Raw genomic sequence first — 23,548 nt, 5'->3', positions numbered from 1 at the left:
TATGCCTCCTAGATGGAATAGTTCAGCTCCGGTGTAATCCGCTTCAGGAACTGCTTCGTTCGTTCTTCACGTGGATGGTTGAACACCTCGGTGGGTGTGCCTTCTTCGACAATCACGCCGCCGTCCATGAACACCACATGATTCGCCACATCGCGGGCAAAACCCATCTCATGCGTCACCACAATCATCGTGATGCCTTCCTTGGCAATTTTGCGGATCACCGCAAGCACTTCGCCTACCAGCTCCGGATCGAGTGCAGAGGTTGGCTCGTCGAACAGAATCACTTCCGGCTCAAGCGCCAGCGCCCGGGCAATGCCAACCCGCTGCTGCTGGCCGCCGGACAGCTGGCTTGGATAAGCATCCAGCTTGCTTCCTAAGCCGACCTTTTCCAGCAGTGCGATGCTTCTCTTCCTAGCTTCCTCCTTCGGAAGCTTCTTGACGATCAGCAGCCCTTCCATTACATTCTCCAGCGCTGTTTTGTGGCGGAACAGATTGTACTGCTGGAAGACCATAGCCGTTTTTTGCCGCAGCTGGTGAATCTCCTTCTTGCGGGCATGCCGGCAGTCCAGCTTGAACTCACCGATCGAGATTTCACCGCCGCTTGGCTTCTCCAGATAATTCACACAGCGCAGCAGGGTTGTTTTGCCGGAGCCGCTGGGGCCGAGAATAACCACAACCTCCCCTTTGGACACCTTAAGATCAATATTGTTCAGCACCTGATGGCGCCCGAAGGACTTCGATATATTCGCCAGCTTAATCATGCGACTCCACCCCGGTTATACAGATTTATCCGTTTCTCGATCAAGGCCGTTACCCGTTCAATAAGGAAAGTCAGCCCCCAGAAGATCAGTGCCGCCGCCAGGTAGGCTTCGAAGAATTTCCAGTTCGTTGAGGCTACAATTTGCGCCTGGGCATTAATGTCCACGACCGATACGGTAAAAGCAAGCGTAGACCCGTGCAGCATTCCGATCACGGAATTCGACAGATTAGGCAGGCTCGCCGCCAGCGCCTGGGGGAATACGATCCGCCGGAGCGCCTGGGGAGTACTCATCCCTATGGAATGGGCAGCTTCGATCTGACCGCGGTCCACCGCCAGCAGGCCGGAACGGACCACCTCGGACATATAGGCCCCCGCCGTGATCGAGAAGGAAATATAAGCGAAGCCGATCATCGGAATCGATACCGAGCGGAAGCTCCACCCGAACTGTACAGCAAGCCCGTCGATAATCATTGGCAGACCGAAATAGATCAGCAGCAGATGGGTCAGCATCGGGGTACCGCGGATGAAGGTGACATACCCCACCGCGATAGGATACAGGACAGGTACTTTATAAATCCGGATCAATGCCACTATAATTCCAATTACGAAGCCGGCCAGTACCGAGACTACCGTGATATACAGCGTCGTAGGAATGGCTCCCAGAATCTGCAGGAACGCCGTCCAGATAAACGATGGGTCCAGCTTCATTACGCGCCGCCTCCTTTACCCGGTCCCATGTCCGCAATGATATGGCGGTAGGACGCTTTTTTCTGCAGACTGAATTTCCGCTTCACCGGACTGCCCTGGGCTTCATGCCTGAGGAGCCGGTGCTCCGCCACCAGCAGCAGCTTCTCGATAGTAAAGCTGATTACGAGATAGATAAGTGCAAGTGCAATATAGGTTTCAATAAAATGCTGGGTCACGCTGCCCAAAGTCTGCGCCTTACCCGTCATTTCCATCACGCCAAGCGTGAACGCCAGCGAAGTATCCTTCAGCAGCGCAATGACCAGGTTCGAGAATACCGGAATCGCAATTCCCAGCGCCTGGGGCAATACGATACGGGTAAAAGCCTGATAAGAGGTCATCCCCGTGGCGTAGGCCGCTTCCACCTGGCCTTTATCGACAGCCGTTACCGAAGCGCGGATCATCTCCGACATGAACGCCCCCGTATGCAGACCGTAGGTCAGAATCACGAATACAAGCACCGGCGTCCGCGTCATATCGACATTTACCAGCTTCAGTACCTCAGGCAGACCGTAATAGAACAGGAACAATTGAATCAGAATCGGCGTTCCCCGGAAGAATGAGATGTACACCTCGGCTAAGGTCTTCAGGACCGGCACCTTGTACAGGCGGGGAAGGGCAATGATAAATCCGACAATCACACCTGCCAGCAGCGAGCAGGCTACGATCAGCAGTGTTGTGCTCAGCGTAGTCAGCAGCTTAGGCAGAAAAGAGAATACAAAACTAAGATCAAACGGTGCACCCATCCTGCCCCTCCTTCTCCGCTATAACAGCAGCCTCGTCATTGAACTGCTGATGAAGTGACGTCTGCTCCGAGCCACTGCGTGCTTATTTTACCCAGCGTGCCGTCTGTCTTCAGCTCCGCAATGACTCCGTCAATCGCATCCGACAGCTTCTGTGACGGGGCATCATCCTTGCGGAACACATACAGAATGTCAGCAGAGGACAGCTCGCCGCCAACCGCCTGCAGCTTGCTCTGCGGATCAATAATCGGCAGTACGAAATCCGCAGCGAGTGTTGCATCTACACGCCCAGTCTCAATCTGATTCACCGTGTCATTGGCCGCACCGTTCTGATAGACAATTTTGATCGAATCCGCGCCGTGCTCCTTATTGTAATTCTCGAGAATTTGCGCTTGTGCGCTGGTTGCGCCTGTCAGCACCTTTTTACCTTGCAGATCGTCCAGTGTCTGGATCGAATCATTGCCTTTGGCTACAATAATGCGGTTTCTCCAGTGGGCATAAGCTTCTTTGTTAAAAGAATACTTCTGCTCCCGCTCCGGGTTCTTCTCCATAACATGGGCTACCAGATCGATCTTCTTGGTCTCAAGGCTCAGCAGCAGGTTGCTGAAGTCCATCGTCTGGAATTCGAACTCATACTCCGGCAGACGGGTATCAATTTCCTTCAGCAGCTCAACGTCGAACCCGGTAAGCTTGCCATTCTCATCGATGAAGCAGACATTAGGAAAAGCGGTGCCTGTACCGACCACAATCTTAGTGACCTCTGCCGGTTCTGCGGCTGCAGTTGTGGCCTCCGCACTGCTCTGCGGTGCAGCTTCCGCTACATTCCCGCCGTTGCTGCTGTTCGCAGCGTTATTGTTACCGCAGCCGGCAATCACCAGTGTCAATGCCAATGCAGTTGTGAGCGAAATGGTCTTCTTCATCTCTCTATCCCCTTTAGGTTGTAGTATGGTTGAGCGGTAAGTGTCTTTCTCATCAAATACATAATGCCGTCACCGTTCTGCGCGTCCAGCTCCAGAATCCGTTCATACCCCCGGCGTTCATACATCGGAACCAGCCAGGGATGCTTCTGCGCCGTAGCCAGGGTCACAGCAGAAGCACCCAGCTTGCCGTGAATAATATGCTCCTCCACCCAGTCCAGCAGCTTGCCGCCATACCCTTTGCCGCTGCGCTCGGGATTCACCGCGAACCATTTCACAAAAGGCAGATCGGTTACCGCCTTGACCTCTCCACTCTTCGAGAGTGTGATCGTCGCCTCCACGTTGCCGTCAATCTCCAGCACATAACACTCATTGGTGGCGATGTTATCCTCAATTAAAGCCAGATCCGCTGTTGCCGCCGGCCAATGCAGCCCAAGCTCGCGGATCAGCTGATAGGCACGATAGGTTACGTCCAGCAGCTGCTGTGCATCCTTCCCTTCGGCCTGCCGGTATACCTCGCTCATTTCGTGCCCCCGTTCTCAATTTAGATAATCCCTATGTGTTTAGTGGTGATTACATGCAATTAACTTTATCACTGCATGCTGCCATGCGCTAATAGAGTTTTTTAATACTGTTATACAAGAAGTCGATCCGGCTTGCTGCGGCCCACCGCCAGTTCCAGCAGCGACTCAATGAACTCCGCATTCTCCCCATTCAGGGAGATCAGGCTGGTCCGCAGGGATATGCCTTCCGTCTCAGCGATATCCACCCTAATCAGCGTTCCTGCCTCCACTTCCTCCTGCACACTGAGGGCGGGAAGGAAGCAGATCCCCGCTTGCCCCAGCACCAGCTTCTTCGCCGTCTCCAGATTATCCACCTGATACACAATGTCCGGCGGCTGCTCCATGCTCTCGAATACCCGGTGCAGGCGCATCCAGTCCAGTGAGCCGCACTCGAAGAATACAAGAGTCTCCTCCCGGATCTCCTGGATGGAGGCAAGGCCTTTGCGGGCCAGCGGATGGTTCTTGTATACGTATAGTGAGATCGGATCTTCACAAAAAGGAAATGACTGGATGGCCGGATTGACCACTTTGCGGATAAAAGCGAGATCTATCTCCTTGGCCTTCAGCTTCTCAATTAATGAATCGGTCGATGAGGTTGTCAGTTTAAAGTGGATGTGCGGATATTTCCGCTTCAGATGCTGCAGGAGCTGAGGCATCAGATAATTGGAGACCGATACCGTACTGCCGATTCTCAATTCATTCGGAATCTGGCCCTTCGACTGAATCTGATGTTTACCGTTCTGGTAGACCTGCAGAATTTGCTGGGCGTAGGGGAGGAACTGGCGGCCTTTATCCGTAAGGTTAATCTGCTTGCCCAGCCGGTCGAATACTCTGCAATCCAGCTCCCGTTCAAGCGACTGGATACGGGCAGTCACGGTCGGCTGTGAGATGTATAAGACATCTGCCGCTTTGTTGAAGCTTCCGTAATGGTTGATGTAGACAAAGGCTTCAATGTTCTCGATGTTCAAGCGTAGTCCTCCTCCACAACTTTATTTAAATTAACTATTCCAATTGATTAACATGGAATTATTGCCGTACGGATGTATAGATTTTGTTTATATCTTAGTCACCGGCCCTTTTTTTGTCAACTGACTTATAGCGTTATATTCAATAAAAACCATTACAAAGATCACAATTACAGATAGAACTTTTCTATTCATTTATCGGAATTGTTAAATTCCTCTTATGTTCATCGGATTTGTCGATTATAATAAGCGCCATAGTCCATTTCTGCATAGGAGGTACCCGATGAATCATTCAACAGAAATTGTAATCCGCGAAGCCGCAGATTCTGACCGCGAGGCGATTGCCGGAGTATTACTTGAGTCCTATAGCGAATATTCAGCCGTGCTGCCCGGGCCTTACTGGGCGGAGTACCGCGACTCCATTCTTGATTCCGTCCACGGTAATGGTCCGGTCGCCCGGATTGTAGCTGAACTGGATGGACAAATCGTGGGGAGCGTGCTGCTGTTTACCTCTTCAGAGTCCGCATACGGCAGGCCTGAAATGGATATCCACACACCGATCATCCGTCTGCTTGCCGTTTCTCCGGCTGTCCGGGGACGCGGGGTTGCCAGACTGCTGATCCGTGAAGCCGCCGAAAGATCTCTTGCGCTGGGAGCAGCCAGCCTGAATCTCCATACATCGGATATGATGGCATCCGCAATCAAGCTGTACGAGAAGCTCGGTTTCCGGCGGGCCTATGAAACGGATATTAAGAACGGGGATACGCTGGTCAAAGGGTATCGGCTGGAGCTTCCGCTCTCCGCCAGTCTGCAGGCGCAAGAAACCTCCGCGGCCCAGGCAGGAACGGGATTAACCGTCCTTTAAGGGACGGAACCGCTCCTGCGGGAAAAATAAGGATAAAGTATGCGGAGCTTATGCTGAAAGAGACCCGCCTGCAGGAAGGATATAGAGCAGGAGGAGTAGATAGGCGGCAGTGCTGATAGGCTCGGCGCTGATAGGCAGCGGCGCTGGTAGGCAGCAGTGCTGGTAGGCGGCGGTGCTGGTAGGCAGCAGTGCTGGTAGGCGGCGGTGCTGGTAGGCAGCGGTGCTGGTAGGCAGCGGTGCTGTAGGCGGCGGTGCTGGGAGGCTGCGGTGCTGGTAGGCAGCGGTGCTGGGAGGCTGCGGTGCTGTAGGCTGCGGTGCTGGGAGGCTGCGGTGCTGGGAGGCAGAATTTTATTTGAGTAAGAGCCTATAGCTCCGCCTAGGCCGGGAGGTTTGGTTTATTTTAGCCGCTGATTGTGGTGGAGATCCACTGATAGCAGTGGATCTCCGGTGATTATGGTGGAAATCTGCTAAGTATGGCGGTAATCCGCTAAGTATGGTGAAGATCTGGAGATTATTTTAATAATCCTGCACTAAATACAACATTCCTCTTATAATCTCGGCCCTAATCCAAAATTGTTGTACAAAATGCAGCATTTCTCCTCCTCCAAGCCGCTTAGCGGGAAAATTCTTGTATTTCATACAACAATCCTCCCAAACGCTCCCATATCAGCGGGTCAAAGTTGTAAAACGTACAACAATAATGCCTATATAGTGTGAAGGTCATATTGGTGAGTGCCATAGCGGTGATTACTACTATATATGAACGCTATACTGTGTGAACACCATACCGGCGTAAGCCATACTGGTGAACGCCGCTACAGAATCCGCTTCGCCTTCGCCGCCTTCAGCCACTGCGGGAATTCATTCAACAGCTGGTCGTAGAGCTGCTCATCAGACACCTCTTCTATGCGGTCCAGATGGATGAAGTTCGCGTTATCCACCAGTCTGCCGCCCATCGTATCGAGCTGCTTCAGCACCTCGAAATCGGAATCTCCGATTCCGACAAACTGCCAGAAGATAGGCAGCGGGGAAGCCGCCATAATTACTTTTTTGGTTGGCTTCACTACGCCCCCGTCATTAATAAAAATAATGAACACCGGGGTCGTCTCCTTCTCCTCCCGGGTATATTTCTGAATCACATCCTCCATCACCGGCGGCTCATTATTGCGACCAAATTTATGAATAGAATCGTTGTTCATAATATGAGTGAAGACATAGCTTCCGAGATCCTGCTGCGTTACCGGCGGCAGCCTGCTGAATTCCGTATCATACACCCACACGTCCAGCGATCCGTTGTCATCCATGAGGCTGGCTACGGCCAGAATACGTTCTACCACTTCCTGTACAACACCGCTGGAGTAGAGGTTTCTCATTGAGCCGGTGATGTCCAGTACAATTCCTACTCTGGCTTTTACATCCGTCAGCTGTTTCTTGACCAGAGTGTACCCGACTATTTTCTTGCGCAAATCTATCGATGATAAGACGTTGACAGGGACGGCCGATGCAGTCTGCGGGAGGACATTCTCTGCCTTTTCTGCCTTTTCTCCCTTCTCAACCTTATCTCCCCTATCTACCCTATCAACCTTCTCTACTTTATCTGCCTTCTCTACCAGCCCAACCCTCTCCGCCAATTCCGCCGTCGCAGCTGCTTCACTGTCCGTCTCCTGCTCAACCTCAAGCCCATAGTTCTTGCATAATGCTGCCAAGCCTCCGTCAAAACCGCTGCCGACCGCGCTGAATTTCCATTCTCCCTGATGGCGGTACAGCTCCCCGGCCACCACTGCTGTCTCGTCGGACAGATCCGCTCCATAATCGAAACGGTATAATTCTTCGCCGTTCTTGCGGTCCATCAGTAACAGCTGCAGTCCGGACAGCTCCTTCATCCGCAGATTCTGCTGCTCCCCCTCGTAGATCGTCAACGTCACCGCAATCCGGGCATATTGCTCCGGAATTCCGGATAATGAAATCGAAAGACTCTCAACATTCTTCCCCGCTGCGGCATGTGTTACCGTTCCATCCCGTGATTCCGGATTCCCGTAGAATATGAAATCCTCGTCCCGTTCGCACCGGTTCTGAGCCGACAGCAGAAAAGCGGCAGCATCAACACTGATTCCGTTATGATCCGTATCCCAGCGTAGCAGGATTTTTATATCGCGAACGCCATTTCCCTTGGTGATATCTACTTTTTGGCCCTTTAACAGCTGCAAGTCTCTCATCTCCCCGTTATAGCAGCATATTCCAGCAGTTCATAGATAAGGCATACCATATCCGCCGCTTTTTGTACAATCTACTGGATTGTAATTCTCTCTGCGCTCCTTTAATATGAACCTTATAGATGACAGATAAGGGGCTTTACCTATGGATTTTACAGCAATAGACTTTGAAACGGCTAACTCCAGCCGCTCCAGCGCCTGCGCATTGGGGCTTGTTCAGGTTAGGGATGGTGTGGTCACAGCGGAATATGACTGGCTGATTGACCCGCGGCAGCGGTTCGACGGGATGAATATCGCGATACACGGAATTACACCCTCGATGGTCAAAGGCAAACCGACCTTCGCGGAGTTGTGGCCCACTATTGAACCGCTGCTGCAAGGCGAGATTGTGATTGCGCATAATGCCTCCTTCGATATGAGCGTGCTGCGTTATTGTCTGGATGACTCGTCCCTCAGCTATCCGGATTTCAAATATATGTGCACTTACCTGCTGGGCAAAAAAATGCTCCAGGAGCTGCCCTCCCATAAACTGAATGTAGTCTCGGAGCATTTCGGAATCCGTCTGAAGCACCATGATGCGCTGGATGACGCCAGAGCTTCAGCACTCATTCTATTGAAATTGATGGAGCAGTGGCAGCAGTTCGATCCTCTGCTGTTAGCGGACAGCCAAGGCTACAAGGCCGGCACGATGTATGCGGGCGGATATACTCCCTTCAAGGCGCCGCCCAAGAAGGCCGCCAAGAAACCGGCGGTTCCGAAGGCTGCTGCAAAGACGGAAATTCCCGTAATCTCACCTATAGCGGATAGCGGAATTCCTGCTGCTGGAACTCAGCAGCGTCCATCTTCAGCAAGTCTTCCGGCTTCAACACCATCTGCCGCTAAGGTTCAACCTGTACCCGAGCTGGTGAGAGGACAGCGCGTGGATATAGGCGGCAAGCTCAGTGCTTCCAGACTCCTGGTGTCTGTGGAATGGGATTCACCAGATCCCTCTCTCGAGCCGGACACCTCTGCTTTCCTGCTCCGGGACACAGGACGCTGCGGACAGGATCAGGAATTTGTTTTCTATGGCAACATGGAAGACCCGACCGGATCTGTATTCTACTCGAAACCTGCGCCAAACGCAGGACATCTGCATCTTCAGTTGGCGAAGCTGCCTGCGGCCACTACACGGATCGCTTTGACCTTCACTGTTTCTGAAGACGCCTCCGGCCAGAATCTGGGCCAGCTCAGTAACGCCACCGCTTCACTAATTGATTCCCAGACGGGTACCAGACTGGCCGTTTTCCCCTTTGGCCGGGGGTTAAGCCTTGAGACAGCGACAGTCATAGGCGAGTTCTACCGGTACAAAGACAAATGGAGATTTGCTGCCATTGGAGAGGGATTCCCGGGCGGACTCCATGCCCTGTGCAGCCATTACGGTCTTGAGGTGGAGCCTCCTGGAGCAGCGGCCGGGTCTGCAGCTGAATCCGCAGCAACAGCCGAAACAACAGAAACAGTACAAACAGCCGGCAGGTTTTCTCCGGCTACCCACAAATAGAATTCATGCCCAATACAAAATGGCATGAACAAACACCCCCAAGCCGCGGTTGCAGCTTGGGGGTGTTTTATATTATTCAGCGATACAGTACAGCCTCAAATTTTCATCCGGTATACTGCCTTATTCTCCAGCCCGCGGATGAACGGTGTCCATTCCTCCGTCTCCGGAGTGGTATCAAGAGCATCCTCCACCATCTGCAGCTTGGCATCCATGGCATCTATATGATGCAAAGCGACTGCTTCTGCGGTCTGCGGCTGCACCGGACTTCCCCATTCACCCAGATTATGATGTGATAGAACCAGATGCTGCAGGGCCAATACCTTCTCCGACTCCAGATCAATGCCGGTGCGGATTGCTGCCTCTGTAATCCAGCTTGACGCCATCGATATATGCCCGATCAGCTTGCCCTGCACACTATAATCCGACACTATGCCGAATTGTGAGATCATTTCTTCCGGTTTAGCAATATCGTGAAGGATGATGCCTGCACGCATGAGATCAGGATTCAGGAACGGGCGCTGCTTGCACAGGAAATCTCCGATCTCCAGCATCCGTACCATATGATATGCCAGTCCGGCGAAATAAGCGTGATGATGTGTTTTGGCCGCCGGATAGTGCATTAGCTTCTCTTCAACCTTGCCCACACAGAAGGATACGATTGACGCGATCTCCTGATCCGTTATACTAGCCATCGCATTCTTAATCGTATGGACCAGATCCACAGGACGCACAGGAGCTGAACGGATGAACTCGGTAAGTGACACTCCGTCGGACTCATCCGCCAGTCTGATTTTAGTTATTTTGACCTGCAGCTTCTCCCGGTAAGTATGGGCAATCCCGCGGACCTTCACCAGGGCCATAGGGAAAAAAGTTTCTTTGTCCGTTACACTGACATCCCAATATTTCGCCGACAGCTGGCCGCTGGAATCACCAAGTACAATATCGAAATAATCCTTTGGAGGAGTACCGTTTGTCTGTTTAAGCACCAGTTCCCTAAGCAGATAGAAGCCGGTGAATTCATCCTGAGGGGATAGCTGTTTAATTAATGTCATTGATGAGCCTCCTATTACTTACAGGCTTTGAACCTGCCGTGTATATTAAAGTTTAGACATTCACATCCGAAATCCCTTTAAATTACTATACGATCGCCATCCTTAATTATGTCCGTCCTCACTGCAACCCGTCCATGCGAAAATAAAAAAGGGATGCCCCCAACCATTTGCATGGTCAAGGACAGCCCTTTGCGGTTAATACAAATTATTTACCAGCTGCTTCTAGTGCTGCTTTGATAGCTTCGACAGCTTTGGCAGAGATAGCCTTCTGAGCATCATTCGTTCCGAATGCTGCTGCACGGTATCCGTACTTGTGCAGCCCTTTGCCGTTAGAAGTATTCTCGATTTCGTACTTCACGAGCAATTCGTCATCAGTCAGGTTGTATCTTACTTTACCTTTATCATCAAGGAAGTAAACAACCATAGTTACTGGAACATTGAATTTAGTAGTAACCATTACATTAACGGATTTGTCTGCACTAGCACCAATGAAGATTCCGTCAAAGTATGCGGCTTTCTCGGTTTCAACAACTTCAGCTTTACCATAAGCTCTGTCAACGGCAGCTTTAAGTGCATTGCTGCTGCTGGTAGCGCCGGATACCGCATCAACCTGTGCTACGCCTTCTCTTGTACCTGCAGCAAGGAAGTTAGCTGTCAGCACAGGAATTGCTTTTTGAACTTCAGCATAAGCGGCTTTACCCAAGTCTACCATGTTCATTCCTACACGGGAAAGAGCAACATTCACGATCTTGCCGTTACGCAGGGTAACGTCAGCTTTGTTTGTACCCTTGTCATAAGCGTCACCGTAAGCGGTGAAAGTACCGTCTTTATAAGTGCCTTGTACTTTGGAAGCATTGGCAAGAGCATCTGCCAGTGCTGCTTTTGCTGCAGCAGATACAGCTTCTTGGCCAGCGATGTCAGCGGTGTTCACGCCATTTGCAAGCAATCCGGCGGTCAGTTTTTCTACAGCAGATTTCTGATCAGCGGTAAGCTTGTCGTTAGCAATGATCTTGCCGTCTGTGCCGAACAGGCTCATTGTAATGCCAGTAACTTGATCAGCATCAACATCTACCAGCAGAAGAACTTTGGACTGGTTATCCACACCGGCAAATTTACCGTCGAAGTATTGGCCTTCAGTTGGAACTTTCAATGCTTTCTCGAAAGCTCTTTCTACAGCCTGGTTCCAGCCGTGGCTGCTCTCAGTGGCGCCGGAAATTCCGTCTACCTTCTCATCATAATTAGCGATATAAGAACCGTTAGCAAGTAATTTAGCAGTCATAGGAGCATTTGCTTTCACTACTTCAGCATAAGCAGTTGCGCCTCTGTCAATCAGGTTAGTGCCAAGTCTGAACAATTTCACGTCAACCAGCTTGCCGTTACGGATAACCACATCTGCTCTTTCAACGCCTACGCTTCTTGCAGTACCGTAGGAAGAGTAGAAGCCATCAACATAAGCGGAAGTGTTGTTGATGCTGGCATTTTGTTCAGCATCCCAGAAAGCGTTGATGGCAGCTTTGGATTCAGCTTCGAAGCCGGCTACAGGCTTTGCAGCAGAACCATTGGCAAGCAGCACTGGTGTAATGGCTGCAATAGCTGCTGTTTGTTCAGCAGTATAAGTCTTCTCATCTACGAAATCTCCAGTTGCAGTCAGCGGATACAGTTTAACTGCAGTCAGCTTGTTTGCATCGTAGGTTGCGAATACAGCATACTTAGCTTCAGGGTCTACACCCATGTGGTCGCCGGCGAAATAAGTGGCATCAGCCGGTTTATCCTGCAGCGATCTTTCGAACGCTCTGTCAACCGACAATTTCCAGCCGTTGCTGGAACGGGTTGCGCCGGATACAGCATCAACAGCTGCTGCGCCGTCTCTGGTTTTGCCAATCAGTCTGTCTTTCATCAGACCGTATGCAACCCATACGCCGCTGTAGTTGTCGCGGGCGTTGCGGTCGATAATTTTCGGGCTGGTTCTCAGCAGTTCGATGTCGGCGATTTTACCGTCTTTAATTGTAACTTTAGCGCCTTCAGTACCTTTGGAATACGCGTCGCCATAAGCTACATATACTCCGTCTTGATACACAGCTTCTTTAACAGCAACTGGTACTGCAGTTGCAACAGGCTTAGCTGTAGCTGCAGGCTTAACTGTTGCCGCTGGTTTAACGGTTGCAGCAGGCTTAGCAGATGCTTTCGCGGATGCTGCAGGTGCAGCGGTTGCTGCCGGTTTAGCAGTTGCTTTAGGTGTTGCTGCCGGTTTAGCAGTCGCCTTAGGCGTTGGCGCAGGTTTAGCAGTTGCTTTAGGTGTTGCTGCAGGCTTAGCAGTCGGTTTAGGAGCTGGTTTAGCAGTAGCTGCCGGAGCTTCTTCCGAAGCTGCCGAAACCGCATCCACCTTCAGGTTCAAGGCCGGTGCGTTAATGGTGTAAGCAATTGGCGCGAGCAGCAAGGCTGCGCTTACAGTCAAAGCAATTAGTTTTTTCAAATGCGTATTCTCCTTTATTATATCCCCAGTAGTATGTAGCTCTTGTAAACCGTTTTTCCCGTTCATTCCATTCCTTCTTACAAAGAGTACCCTGACTCTTCATAAGAGGTCATCCCCCCTTTCCCGTTCCTTGCGCGACCCATCCCGTGTGCGAAAAAGATGCATCAATTTATACAATCTTTCAAAAGGTGAAACAATTCACATAAAAAGGTGAATAAATTCACATAAGAGGATTTCAGGCTGCATTCGGTAATTTCTGGCTTGATGGTATCAAAATTGATACACTTTTCTCTGTATATAAAATCACACACCCTATAAGAAACATCACTATTTCGCAATTAACTTAAAAAGTACATTTATTATTACTCTCAAATTCTCCCATTTACACCGCCATATGATAATAATGTGATAGATTATATTGTATTTGTGCGCCTTCATGTGATATTTTTAAACGATGTCATGTTCATGGAAAGGAGCCGCTACTGCTCATGAATCAGCCTCCCATAGGAGTTATTCTTGCTCAGATCGGAACTCCTGACGCTCCCAGCGCCAAGGCGGTTCGTCCATATCTTAAGCGCTTTTTGTCTGACCGCAGAATCATTGATTACCATCCGCTGCTCTGGCAGCCTCTGCTGCGCGGCATTATCCTTCGTACCCGGCCGCGCCGGTCCGCGAAGCTGTATCAGGAGATCTGGATGAAGGATGGTTCTCCGCTGCTCGTCCACTCCAGAGCTCAGCAAACTGCGCTGCAGTCCCTTCTCGGCAGCCGCTACCAGGTGGAATTAGGCCTTGCTTACAGTGAACCGGGCATGGCTCAAGCCTTCCGCAAGCTGGAGGCTGCAGGCATTACACGAATCATTGTACTCCCGCTGTTCCCGCAGTATTCCTCCACCACAACTGCATCTGTCTATGAAGCCGCAAGCTTCGCCGCACTGGGGCGGCATAGCCGCTCAGGACAAGTCACCAAGCGTTTCGTGCCGGCTCTGCGTTTCATCGAAGCCTACCATGATGAGCCCGGCTACATCTCAGCGATGAAATCGCTGCTGCTCCGGAAGCTTGGCGAGCTGGACGAAGAACCGGATTACTATATTCTGTCCTTCCATGGAATTCCCCGCCGTTATGCCGAGACTGGAGATCCGTATCCGCAGCAATGCCATGAGACCGGCCGTCTGCTTGCCGAGGCAATGAATTGGTCACCGGGACGCTGGCAGGTCACCTTCCAATCCCGCTTTGGACCCGAGAAATGGGTAGGCCCTTCCACTGCGGATACACTCAAAGAACTCGGCGGACGCGGAATACAGATGCCGCTGATCTTCTCGCCCGGACTTGTCACCGACTGCCTCGAAACCTTGCATGAGCTGGCAGTGGAAGGCCGTGAACTCTTTGCTTCAGGCGGGGGAGTACCAGGGAATTTCAATGTCGCCCCCTGCTTGAATGACCACGAAGAATGGATGGTCTTCCTCGCCCGGATGGTTCGCGGATCAGCGCAGGGCTGGCTCCCAGCTGCAGAAGCTGCGGAATCATCCACTCCGGAGACATTCATTACCTAAGCGGAAGCGGCTATGCCGTCCTTCAAGGGACGGCTTCTGTTCCAGCGGGAAATATAAGGATAAAGTATGGCGTAAACATATACTTTCTTCTATATTTAAAGAAAAACACCCTAATGGGTGTATCAAGCCGGGGCTTATGCGGCCTGTGCAAGTTTATACGACCTGAGCAGCTTATACAGATTAATGGCCGCTTCGCATTGCTCCATTCAGACTACCTCTTGGGCAGCATCCGGTGGATTCAGGGGCACTAGTGCTCCTCATTTCCTCCTTTTAGCAGCATCCGGTGGATTCAGGGGCACTAGTGCTCCTCATTTCCTCCTTTTAGCAGCATTCGGTGGAATCAGGGGCACTTTTGCTCCTCATTTCCTCCTTTGGGCAGCATCCGGTGGAATCAGGGGCACTTTTGCTCCTCATTTCCTCCTTTGGGCAGCATCCGGTGGAATCAGGGGCACTTTTGCTCCTCATTTCCTCCTTTGGGCAGCATCCGGTGGAATCAGGGGCACTTTTGCTCCTCATTTCCTCCTTTGAGTAGAGAGACGGATGAACAGAGGGATTAATCCCTTTAAGTTTCCCCTAATCGCCCACTTTCGGCGGAATCAGAGGGATTTATCCCTTTAATTTCACCCTACCGCCTACTTTCGGCGGATTCAGCAGTACACTTGCAAGAAACCTAACATTAGATCAACGGAAGATATCGGAGGGTGAACAGACTCGATTTTATCTAAAAAAGGCCGCACGAAATCCACACCAGCCACAGCACATTTTTTTTAAAATGGATTTGGAATTGCTTATTCACTTAAAAAACAACGACTATTCGCTTGGCTTTGGGCACGAGTGGGTGTTTCCGGGGGCGACCGATCTTTGGCTTCTTTCGCCTGCCCTTACTCGTGCGGGTCTTTTTCCCCTCTAACGCTTCCCGAAAGTCACAAGGTTCGGCATCGGCGTACAAGCGGAAGAGCTGTAAGACCCGCTGAATTGTTTGTTCGGGAGCCCCAATCACTCGTATCAATTCCATAAACGCATAAGCAATCAGGCTAAGCAGTACTTGACGCGTCACGCCTTCTGCTTGATTGGTGTACAAATGGGCCCCATTCATCCGGTGCTTAAAGGTCTTGAAAAACGTCTCTATTTGCCAGCGAAGCTTATAAATCTGTGCAATTACTGGTGCCTCCACATCCCACCGGTTCGTGAGTACAACGCTGGTACACTCCTATCCCTTCCGGTTCACATACGGATAGGTCACTCGCCGCATTCGATGGGGTTCTCCCTTCGAGCTTGGGACCAGCACCTCTGCGTCTTCCACAATCCCACACTCTGGAGGGAGTGGACGCAGGCGCGTCACCGTCAGTCGGTTGTTCTGTTTTATCCGAACGGCAAACCGAATGCCCGCCTGGTCCCATTCACAAAACTGGTTGTATCCGGGATAGCCGCGATCCATGACATACGTAGGGTTCTCCCGATCGGATTGAAGCAGCCGATCGAGCACTTCCGGATCGTGATCCGCGACGCCTGCAGTCGAGAACACCGCTCGTCCAGGGTGCACATTCTGCTCATTGTAGACATGCAAACCAAGATGAAGCTTGACCTTAACCTGCCCCTTTTGGATAAACGCCCAGTGCTCCCCGTGAGCCGTAAGCGAAAGTTGAGTGGAGTCGATGACGGTTAACGCCCCGATGTCCGGAAAACGATCTTGCTTAAGCTGACACTGAATCAGCGCCTCCATCAGGTCGGTATAGAACTCTTGAAGGAGAAAAAGAGGGATGCGCTGAAGCCGTCGGTTGAGCGCCGAGTCACTAATGGAAGAGAAGCCCACGATCTGCTGTAACCATTTTGCTTTACGAAAGTAGGCAGAAAACTCAGACAAAGACGGTTGATTTTGGAGCAAGGCGAAAAGAAACAAGAAAATGGTTCGGTACGTTGTTAATTTGGGGACACGATGGTCGTGCACCGGATGCCTTTTGTCCACCGGAATCCAATTTAAAAGTTGACCCGCCACGGTCTTGAAATTTATAATTTGATTCAAGGTTCCTCCTATTTCATGTTGTGGCTGTGGTAACTACAACTTTAGGGGGAACCGATTTTTTTGTGAAGGGTTATTTTTCCATATCTACTCATGTCAGGTTTGGTGCAAGTGTACTGCGGATTCAGAGGGATTTATCCCTTTAATTTCACCCTACCGCCTACTTTCGGCGGATTCAGAGGGATTTATCCCTTTAAGTCCCCCCAACAGACGAATATCATAATTTCCTATACAACAGAAAAGCCGTCAGGTCCGCAGGTTGACTTCCTCCCTGCGACCCGGACGGCTTATTTATATAATGTGTATTCAGGCAACTTACCCTTCCGCATGATATTTAAGCGGTCAGCTGTTTATATTTGGCAGTCAGTTCCTCGAACCACTGTTTATCCTGCAAAGTTAACGCAAAATCAATCAATTCGGCAATCTCACCCGGCTGCAGTTCCGGCGAATCGTTGAAGCTTATTTCAGCCGTAGCGACCGCTGCCCCGTCCGCTCCATCCGCAAAGTCATAAGAAAACATCAGCTTGATGTCACTCTCCAGAAACTCATTCCGCAGGAAGTAGAGCACCTCACACATCAGGACAGGTCTGACATGAGTATCGAAGACACAATCCATTACCTTTGCCCAATAGTGCTGGTTGCTGAGATGCAGCTTATCATTGGTCAAAAGATACTGCTCACCCTGAAAGTCGTTAACAAACCTTACTTCAACCGGCTCCATTTTAAAAATCCCGGTAATTTGCTTCTTGGTGATATTCACGATGTCCTGTGTTTCTAATCTCATCATCTCATACACCCCGTTCCTCATATTTGGACTTTCAGTATTTTTCTGCAAATTCACGATTTGACAATAATTTTAACTAATTTAAAAGTATTATCGTCTATTTCTCACCTTTTGTTAATGTTTTTCATTAAAATTTTAAAAAATATGTTTCTAGTTGTGATGAAATGGTTAATTATATGCCCCATACCGGATTAATGTCATTATTTCACCAATAAAAGGTAATTCCCAACCGAATCATACCTTCCGCTTCTTATAGACTACATACAAAAAACGGGATGCTGCCCAGGCTCCATAAAGAGCGGGCGGCATCCCGTTTCCGGTGATGTCTTCTATGAATGTCCGGCAAGTCCTTTGCCGGTTTCTAATAGTAATATCTAGCTCACAAACAAAGGAACCAGCTGAATTCCTTCTTCCGGCGAAATCCGCACCAGACCTTTATCCGAAATCCGCAGTGTCGGAATGACCGCCAGCGCAAGCAGGGATAAGGTCATAAAAGCATAATTCAGTGTGCAGCCGGCATCGTACAGCGCTTTGCTGATGGCGGCTGACTGGGCTGCAGCTATTTCAAACGGCTCTGCCGACATCAGTCCGGCAATCGCCAGCGGGAATAGAGTTGTTCCGGACGCGGTAATCACCGCCACACCGCCCTGAGCTTCAGCCACTGCGCCTGCAGCCTTAGCCATGAGGACATCATCGTTGCCGATGACCAGCACATTATGGCTGTCATGGGCTACAGTCATGGCAATCGCAGCAGGCTCGCGGAAGCCGATCCCCTCAACCACGCCAACCGATTTGTTGCCGGTTGCCTTATGCCGCTCCAGGACGGCGATTTTGCACAAGCCTTCCTGGACCTGCAGCTTGGATTCAGCGACAGGCAGATTGATGATCAGCTCACCGGTCTCCACATGATTCTCGATCACTTTGATGACACGGGTAGCCAGAACACCTTCTGCAACCGGTGCGTGGATGACAAAATCCTCCGGAGCCGGGGGCTGCAGCAGATGCACGGAAGCCAGTACTTCATCCGGGTAGGTGTACGGATTCAGCTCAGCCGTCATGATCCCGTTCTCCGCTACGACAACTCCAGCCACAATTGTCATGACAATATGAACATCCGCCAGATTGCCGTCCAGCAGGATGATATCTGCACAGGAGCCCGGAGTAATTGAACCGATATCACGGGCCACCCCGAACCGTTCAGCGGTATTGATCGTTGCCATTTGAAAAGCCGTGACCGGCTTAAGGCCCTGGGAGATGGCGTGCCGCACGACAAAATCCATATGGCCTTCATCCCGCAGCGATTCCGAGCTGCGGTCGTCGGTCACCAGCATCATCCGGCGCGGGTCGAGCCCATGCTCGGTGTGCGCGGTGATGGTCTTCGCCACATCATGCCAGGCAGAGCCGCGGCGCATTTTGGCATACATTCCGAGACGTACACGTTCAATTACATCCTCCGCCGTCACACACTCATGATCACCGGTTACACCCGCTGCGGCATAGACCGGGAGTCTCCAGTCATCGGATGGCCAGGTGAAATGACCGTCTACATAACGCCCTGCACGGAGGGTAGCCTGAATCTCTCCAAGCATCTTCTCATCACTGTACACCACGCCGGGGAAATTCATCACTTCGCCCAGGGCAATGACATCCTCCCCCCAGGTATAGGCCTCGGCTACTTCCTCCGGCCCGATAGAGGCGCCTGTGGTTTCGAATTCGGCACCTGCCGAAGGTACGCAGGAGGCGACTTGCATATAGGCAGCAAGCGGTGTTCCGCGCATCTCATCCAGCATCAGCTTAATGCCCTTCAGCCCGAATACATTGGCGATCTCATGGGCATCGAAGAAACCTCCGGTCGTGCCCATAGGAAGCACAGCACGGGCAAATTCAGTCACCGTCAGCTGCGTACTCTCAATGTGGCAATGCCCGTCAAGCAGGCCCGGGGCAATGTATTTGCCTGCAGCATCAATGATCCGGGTCCCCTCACCAATCGTATGCGAGACATCCTTGCCGACATAGGCAATGCGTCCGCCCTGCACTGCTACAGACATGCCATCCAGAATCTCACCGGAGCATACATTGACCAGTTTGCCGCCTGTAATCACCAGTGTAGCCGGCTGGTCCCCGCGGGCTGTAGCCACAAGCCCGGGCACGCAGTCTGCGAGTGGTTGTCTCATATAAGTCATAATACACACTCCCTTCCGATTCATTGGTTTCTTATTATATCTATTCTATTTAGCAAAAACGGCCCTGACGCCCCTCACGGGTCGCAAGCCGTCATTTGAACAAAACGCCAGTGGGATAAACCAGGCAGATTGACACATTTTAATGATTATCTTACTTTTGACTCGTATACGTCAAGTGCCGCCTGGACCCCCCGGCCGGCCGAAACTGCGAATCCGTGGCGTACAAGCGCCGCCTCCAGTGCTCCAAGCAGACGCAGCACATTATTCTCCCGGCAGCTGAAGCCCATTGTGCCGATGCGCCAGATCAGGCCTTTTAACGGACCGAACGAGCTCGCAATCTCTATCCCGAAATGGTTCAGCAGCATGGAACGTACTGCTTCCCCGTCTATCCCCTCCGGAATAAGCACACAGGTGACGACCGTCAGCTTGCTCTCCGGATCGCCGTACAGCTCCAGTCCCATAGCGGTCAGGCCGGCTACAAGGGCACGCTCATGGAGTCTATGCCGGACATGCCGCGCTTCCAGCCCTTCTTCCAGCACCAGCCGCAGCCCCTCGCGCAGAGCGTAGAGCATGGAGGTCATCTCCGTGTGGTGATTCAGCCGCTGGGGGCTCCAGTAATCCTGCAGCATGCCAAGGTCGAAATAATTGCTGCGGACAACCGGCAGCTCGCTTGCCTCATCGCTGCCGGTTCTAAGCCCCCGTTCTACCTGTTTGCGCTTCAGCAGCTTGGCTTCAGCACGTTCATTATACGTAACCGGAGACATGCCCGAAGGGACAGACAGACACTTCTGCGTTCCGCCGACTACGGCATCCAGCATCCAGGCATCCGTCTCTACAGGCACTCCGCCAATCGTTGCCACAGCGTCTACAATCAGCAGCGCATCCTGCTCACGGCAAGCCCGCCCGATCTCGGCTAGCGGCTGCACACGCCCCGTGGAAGTCTCCCCGTGGACGATCGCCACCACATCCGGCTTGAAGCTGCGGATCGCCGCAATCACATCCTCCGGCGGAAATACGCTGCCCCAGGTCTGCTCAATCGTAAATACCTCAGCCCCGCAGCGCTCGGCAATCTCATGCAGCAGATGGCCAAACCGTCCGAAGACCGGAATCAGCACCCGGTCTCCCGGAGCAATCAAACTGACCATCACCGCTTCAATTCCGGAGCGCGATGTGCCGTCCACCGGATAGGCCCACTTATTGCCTGTGGCAAACAGCTCCCGCAGCATCTCCATCGTCTCATTCATAATATCCGTGAATTCAGGATCGAATTGACCCAGTACCGGATAAGACATGGCCCGCAGCACCCGCGGATCAACCTCCACCGGCCCCGGTGTCATAATACACCGCAAGGATGGTGACAAATCTTCGTAGCGCTTCATCATTCTCTCCCTCTCTTCTCTCTCTCAATCTCCTGTATCTCCTGAATCTTTAGAACCCTTAATCTTCAGTTCTCTGTATAGGCTAATTTATATAAGATAGCCGTCAATACTCCCAGTCCCGCTGCCAGCTCTTCCGGTGACGTATATTCATCAGGCGAATGGCTGATCCCTCCCCGGCTGGGCACAAATATCATAGCCGACGGGCAGCGTGGCGCGAACAGCTGGGTATCATGCCCCGCGCCGCTGACCATGCTCCGGTACGATCGCCCCTGTTCCTGGCAGATTTGTTCCAGCAACATGCACAGCTCTGTATCCATAGGCGCAGGAGTGGTAGCCAGCTGTGGCAGCAATTCCAGAATCAGACCGCGCCTTCCGGCAATGTCTGCGAATTCATCAAGCATCCTTGAGCAAAAGCGCTCCAGCATCACGGCTTCACTATGCCGGATATCCAGCGTAAACTGCACTTCTCCCGGAATGACATTCGGCGTACCCGGATAGACTTCAAGCCTGCCCGTTGTAGCCACCAGCGGATCCCCTTCCGCCACAGCGGAACGCTCCAGCGCCAGCAGCATCTCTGCACTGCCAGCCAGCGCATCCTGTCTGAGCCCCATCGGCGTTGTTCCGGCATGATTGGCTGTCCCGCACACCTTGACCCTGTACCGCCGCTGGCCGGCGATCGCCTGCACTACACCGATCTCCAGGGACGACCGCTCCAGAATAATGCCCTGTTCAATATGCAGTTCAATGTAGGCGGCAATATCATTGCGGACCGGACTGTGTAAGAAGGCAGTGCCGCCACTCTCTGAAGTATTATAATCGCCTGCTCCGGAGGCTTCAATGCTGCCCCCCAGACCGCAGGCAGCCATCGCCGCCCCGAGCGTTACCCCTTCGGCGTCAGCACAATTCTCACGCTCACTCCCGTCGTACAGTCCGGTAACATTGCCCGAACCCCAGAACGTCAGCGGAAAGCGGCTGCCCTCCTCCTCGCAAAAGGACACCACCTCCAGAGTCCGCAGCGGCTGGCCGAAGGTCATCTGCAAGTAATGGAGTGCAGTGACGGCAGCGGCTACTCCGTAGGCACCGTCATACCTTCCGCCGCTCACCACCGTATCGATATGTGAGCCGGTGAGGATGACTTTATCCGTGACCTTTGATCCGGTCAGCCTGCCGAATACATTCCCGACCTCATCCGCTCTGACCTCAAGCCCGAGTCCGGCCATTCTCTCCTGCAAAAAATGCTGGACCCGGTACCACTCCGGCGTGTACAGCAGCCGGGTAACTCCCGGCCCGGGAGCACTGAAGGCTGCTAGTTCATCAAGCAGCTTCAGCATCTCTCCGGCTGGAACATGCCGGACCGGCTGCTTCATCGGGCCGGCTGGCGGCTGGAGATCCGCAGCCATTCACCGCCATCCGCTGCAACAATACCATCCCCGGCCGTATAGACCACATTGCCGCGGCTGAGGGTTGTCGTTACCTTGCAGGATAAGGTCATTCCGACATAAGGGCTATGCTTGTGGCGGTAGAATAAATCGTCCGCCTGCAGTGTATAGTTTGTATTCGGGTCCAGCAGCACCAGATCGGCATCCAGCCCCGGTGCGATGGAGCCTTTGCGCTGCTCCAGCCCGAACCGCCGGGCAGGCAGCTCCGACAGCAGCGCGGAAATCTGAGTGACCGGCAGGCCGCGCACCCGTACACCTGCATGAAACATCAGCTCCAGACTGCTCTGCGCTCCAGAGATTCCGCCCCAGGCTTCAAAAAAAGACAGGCCGGGTGCCAGCTTCAGTTCCGCCGGACATGGGGAATGATCCGAAGCAATCAGATCCACCTTGCCCGCCGCCAGCGCAGACCACAGCTGTTCCCGCTCCTCACTACTTCGCAGCGGGGGAGCACATTTCGCCAGTGGCCCCAGTTCCTCCATACTGTCCTCATTCAGAATCAGATAATGGGGGCAGGTCTCCGCCGTCACATCCAGCCCCCGCTTCTTGGCCCCGTGAATCATCTCGAGGGCTGCGGAGGTGCTGATATGCACGAAATGCAGCCGGCAGCCGGTCCGTTCGCTATACAGCAGCGCCCGGGCAACAGCCTCCAGCTCCGCTTCCGGCGGGCGGGAAGCGGCGAAATCACGCGCACTGCTGCGCCCTTCGCGGAGTGCAGCCACGCCTAGCGCCGAGGTCATCTCTTCACTCTCCGCATGCAGGGCGAGAATGCCGCCGATTGCGGCGATGCGGACCATCCCCTGATACAGGGTGTCATCATCCACCTCGCGGAACCGGCCTTCGCCTTCACCGCCGGGATTAGAGATAAACGCCTTGAAGCCGGTAACCCCCGCAGCCGCCAGCTCTTCCAGATCCTCCAGATTGCCCGGCACGAGTCCGCCCCACAGGACATAATCCACCGCCGAATTCCCGGCTGCAGCTTCAGTCTTCATGCGGAGCGCTTCTATATTTACTGTCGGCGGGTTACCATTCAGCGGCATATCCGCGTAACAGGTACAGCCTCCTGCGGCAAGGGAAGCCGATCCGCTGCGGAAGCCTTCCCAATGGCCGAATGCCGGCTCATTGAAATGAACATGCATATCTATCATACCGGGGAGCACATATTGTCCTGCTGCATCAATAATTGCGGTATTAGGCGAACCCTGAAGTGCTTCACCCAGAGCAGCTATTCTGCCGTCCTTCACACCGATATCCAGCTTGCGGACTTCTCCAGGGAGTACAACATCCCCGTTCCTGATAATAAGCTCATAGGATTCCTCCATGAAAGTGTCACCTCCGGTCTATACGTATAGGTATGCTACATT

General features: G+C 52.4%; 18 protein-coding genes and 1 pseudogene. 3 read left to right on the top strand and 16 right to left on the bottom strand.

What is annotated here, in order from left to right:
- Nucleotides 1-8 precede the first annotated feature (8 nt).
- From PBOR_RS07755 to PBOR_RS07730, 6 genes are all read right to left on the bottom strand, one after another.
- Nucleotides 9-761, bottom strand: a complete 753-nt coding sequence (locus tag PBOR_RS07755) for an amino acid ABC transporter ATP-binding protein (protein ID WP_042211172.1) — start codon at nucleotides 759-761, stop codon at nucleotides 9-11.
- Nucleotides 758-1,468 (bottom strand): amino acid ABC transporter permease, encoded by a 711-nt coding sequence (locus PBOR_RS07750; RefSeq protein WP_042211171.1) that lies wholly within the window; start codon nucleotides 1,466-1,468, stop codon nucleotides 758-760. The genes PBOR_RS07755 and PBOR_RS07750 overlap by 4 nt, the downstream gene beginning before the upstream one ends.
- Entirely contained in the window at nucleotides 1,468-2,250 is a 783-nt protein-coding gene (locus PBOR_RS07745; protein WP_042211170.1) for an amino acid ABC transporter permease, read from the bottom strand. The genes PBOR_RS07750 and PBOR_RS07745 overlap by 1 nt, the downstream gene beginning before the upstream one ends.
- Nucleotides 2,251-2,285: 35 nt before the next feature.
- Complete coding sequence (locus tag PBOR_RS07740; RefSeq protein ID WP_042211169.1) at nucleotides 2,286-3,167, bottom strand: transporter substrate-binding domain-containing protein; 882 nt, start codon at nucleotides 3,165-3,167, stop codon at nucleotides 2,286-2,288.
- A complete protein-coding gene (locus tag PBOR_RS07735; RefSeq protein WP_042211168.1) occupies nucleotides 3,164-3,688 on the bottom strand; it encodes a GNAT family N-acetyltransferase in 525 nt (174 codons plus the stop codon). Before PBOR_RS07735 ends, PBOR_RS07740 begins: the two co-directional genes overlap by 4 nt.
- 110 nt (nucleotides 3,689-3,798) lie before the next feature.
- Complete coding sequence (locus PBOR_RS07730; RefSeq protein WP_042211167.1) at nucleotides 3,799-4,695, bottom strand: LysR family transcriptional regulator; 897 nt, start codon at nucleotides 4,693-4,695, stop codon at nucleotides 3,799-3,801.
- A 280-nt stretch (nucleotides 4,696-4,975) separates the two neighbouring features.
- Here PBOR_RS07730 and PBOR_RS07725 point away from each other — a divergent pair, with 280 nt between their 5' ends.
- Nucleotides 4,976-5,557: a GNAT family N-acetyltransferase gene (locus PBOR_RS07725; RefSeq protein ID WP_042211166.1), complete on the top strand. Its 582-nt coding sequence runs from the start codon at nucleotides 4,976-4,978 to the stop codon at nucleotides 5,555-5,557.
- A 516-nt stretch (nucleotides 5,558-6,073) separates the two neighbouring features.
- Here the strand turns inward: PBOR_RS07725 and PBOR_RS38320 are convergent.
- Nucleotides 6,074-6,196 (bottom strand): hypothetical protein, encoded by a 123-nt coding sequence (locus PBOR_RS38320; protein ID WP_281192295.1) that lies wholly within the window; start codon nucleotides 6,194-6,196, stop codon nucleotides 6,074-6,076.
- Between the two features lie 176 nt (nucleotides 6,197-6,372).
- Complete coding sequence (locus PBOR_RS38445; protein ID WP_081971950.1) at nucleotides 6,373-7,773, bottom strand: VWA domain-containing protein; 1,401 nt, start codon at nucleotides 7,771-7,773, stop codon at nucleotides 6,373-6,375.
- Between the two features lie 142 nt (nucleotides 7,774-7,915).
- Between PBOR_RS38445 and PBOR_RS36110 the strand changes: the two genes are divergently transcribed.
- Nucleotides 7,916-9,307, top strand: coding sequence for a TerD family protein (locus PBOR_RS36110; protein ID WP_081971949.1), 1,392 nt, complete (start codon nucleotides 7,916-7,918; stop codon nucleotides 9,305-9,307).
- Nucleotides 9,308-9,402: 95 nt separating this feature from the next.
- On the opposite strand, the gene PBOR_RS07710 is transcribed toward PBOR_RS36110, so the two are convergent.
- Nucleotides 9,403-10,359 carry a 3'-5' exoribonuclease YhaM family protein gene (locus PBOR_RS07710; RefSeq protein ID WP_042211165.1) on the bottom strand — a complete coding sequence of 319 codons (957 nt, stop codon included), beginning with the start codon at nucleotides 10,357-10,359 and terminating at the stop codon, nucleotides 9,403-9,405.
- Nucleotides 10,360-10,564: 205 nt separating this feature from the next.
- Nucleotides 10,565-12,832 carry an FMN-binding protein gene (locus PBOR_RS07705; RefSeq protein WP_042211164.1) on the bottom strand — a complete coding sequence of 756 codons (2,268 nt, stop codon included), beginning with the start codon at nucleotides 12,830-12,832 and terminating at the stop codon, nucleotides 10,565-10,567.
- Between the two features lie 488 nt (nucleotides 12,833-13,320).
- Between PBOR_RS07705 and hemH the strand changes: the two genes are divergently transcribed.
- Nucleotides 13,321-14,382 carry a ferrochelatase gene (gene hemH, locus PBOR_RS07700; protein ID WP_042211163.1) on the top strand — a complete coding sequence of 354 codons (1,062 nt, stop codon included), beginning with the start codon at nucleotides 13,321-13,323 and terminating at the stop codon, nucleotides 14,380-14,382.
- Nucleotides 14,383-15,178: 796 nt separating this feature from the next.
- On the opposite strand, the pseudogene PBOR_RS37975 reads toward hemH, so the two are convergent.
- From PBOR_RS37975 to PBOR_RS07665, 6 genes and pseudogenes are all read right to left on the bottom strand, one after another.
- Nucleotides 15,179-16,105, bottom strand: a pseudogene (locus tag PBOR_RS37975) (IS4 family transposase).
- Between the two features lie 631 nt (nucleotides 16,106-16,736).
- The gene (locus PBOR_RS07685) at nucleotides 16,737-17,189 is read right to left on the bottom strand and encodes an IDEAL domain-containing protein (RefSeq protein ID WP_042219084.1); all 453 of its coding nucleotides are present in this window, start codon (nucleotides 17,187-17,189) and stop codon (nucleotides 16,737-16,739) included.
- Between the two features lie 371 nt (nucleotides 17,190-17,560).
- Entirely contained in the window at nucleotides 17,561-19,369 is a 1,809-nt protein-coding gene (locus tag PBOR_RS07680) for an adenine deaminase (protein ID WP_425415517.1), read from the bottom strand.
- 146 nt (nucleotides 19,370-19,515) lie between these two features.
- Entirely contained in the window at nucleotides 19,516-20,748 is a 1,233-nt protein-coding gene (locus PBOR_RS07675; RefSeq protein WP_042219083.1) for a pyridoxal-phosphate-dependent aminotransferase family protein, read from the bottom strand.
- A gap of 65 nt (nucleotides 20,749-20,813) precedes the next feature.
- Nucleotides 20,814-22,148 carry a Zn-dependent hydrolase gene (locus PBOR_RS07670; RefSeq protein WP_052429369.1) on the bottom strand — a complete coding sequence of 445 codons (1,335 nt, stop codon included), beginning with the start codon at nucleotides 22,146-22,148 and terminating at the stop codon, nucleotides 20,814-20,816.
- The gene (locus PBOR_RS07665; RefSeq protein WP_042211159.1) at nucleotides 22,112-23,506 is read right to left on the bottom strand and encodes an allantoinase; all 1,395 of its coding nucleotides are present in this window, start codon (nucleotides 23,504-23,506) and stop codon (nucleotides 22,112-22,114) included. The genes PBOR_RS07670 and PBOR_RS07665 overlap by 37 nt, the downstream gene beginning before the upstream one ends.
- Nucleotides 23,507-23,548: the final 42 nt, after the last annotated feature.

The sequence above is a fragment of the Paenibacillus borealis genome, assembly GCF_000758665.1.
Taxonomy (GTDB): domain Bacteria; phylum Bacillota; class Bacilli; order Paenibacillales; family Paenibacillaceae; genus Paenibacillus_AQ; species Paenibacillus_AQ borealis.
Note: the sequence above shows the minus strand (reverse complement) of the source record. Positions and strands in the feature narration are given on the sequence as shown.

What these genes read in the sequence shown, in the direction of transcription:
- PBOR_RS38445 (WP_081971950.1), bottom strand. Translation starts at nt 7,773, where the DNA reads ATGAGAGACTTGCAGCTGTTAAAGGGCCAAAAAGTAGATATCACCAAG.
- hemH (WP_042211163.1), top strand. Translation starts at nt 13,321, where the DNA reads ATGAATCAGCCTCCCATAGGAGTTATTCTTGCTCAGATCGGAACTCCT.
- PBOR_RS07680 (WP_425415517.1), bottom strand. Translation starts at nt 19,369, where the DNA reads ATGACTTATATGAGACAACCACTCGCAGACTGCGTGCCCGGGCTTGTG.
- PBOR_RS07675 (WP_042219083.1), bottom strand. Translation starts at nt 20,748, where the DNA reads ATGAAGCGCTACGAAGATTTGTCACCATCCTTGCGGTGTATTATGACA.
- PBOR_RS07725 (WP_042211166.1), top strand. Translation starts at nt 4,976, where the DNA reads ATGAATCATTCAACAGAAATTGTAATCCGCGAAGCCGCAGATTCTGAC.
- PBOR_RS07670 (WP_052429369.1), bottom strand. Translation starts at nt 22,148, where the DNA reads ATGGCTGCGGATCTCCAGCCGCCAGCCGGCCCGATGAAGCAGCCGGTC.
- PBOR_RS07750 (WP_042211171.1), bottom strand. Translation starts at nt 1,468, where the DNA reads ATGAAGCTGGACCCATCGTTTATCTGGACGGCGTTCCTGCAGATTCTG.
- PBOR_RS07665 (WP_042211159.1), bottom strand. Translation starts at nt 23,506, where the DNA reads ATGGAGGAATCCTATGAGCTTATTATCAGGAACGGGGATGTTGTACTC.
- PBOR_RS07755 (WP_042211172.1), bottom strand. Translation starts at nt 761, where the DNA reads ATGATTAAGCTGGCGAATATATCGAAGTCCTTCGGGCGCCATCAGGTG.
- PBOR_RS07735 (WP_042211168.1), bottom strand. Translation starts at nt 3,688, where the DNA reads ATGAGCGAGGTATACCGGCAGGCCGAAGGGAAGGATGCACAGCAGCTG.
- PBOR_RS07745 (WP_042211170.1), bottom strand. Translation starts at nt 2,250, where the DNA reads ATGGGTGCACCGTTTGATCTTAGTTTTGTATTCTCTTTTCTGCCTAAG.
- PBOR_RS36110 (WP_081971949.1), top strand. Translation starts at nt 7,916, where the DNA reads ATGGATTTTACAGCAATAGACTTTGAAACGGCTAACTCCAGCCGCTCC.
- PBOR_RS07685 (WP_042219084.1), bottom strand. Translation starts at nt 17,189, where the DNA reads ATGATGAGATTAGAAACACAGGACATCGTGAATATCACCAAGAAGCAA.
- PBOR_RS38320 (WP_281192295.1), bottom strand. Translation starts at nt 6,196, where the DNA reads ATGAAATACAAGAATTTTCCCGCTAAGCGGCTTGGAGGAGGAGAAATG.
- PBOR_RS07740 (WP_042211169.1), bottom strand. Translation starts at nt 3,167, where the DNA reads ATGAAGAAGACCATTTCGCTCACAACTGCATTGGCATTGACACTGGTG.
- PBOR_RS07710 (WP_042211165.1), bottom strand. Translation starts at nt 10,359, where the DNA reads ATGACATTAATTAAACAGCTATCCCCTCAGGATGAATTCACCGGCTTC.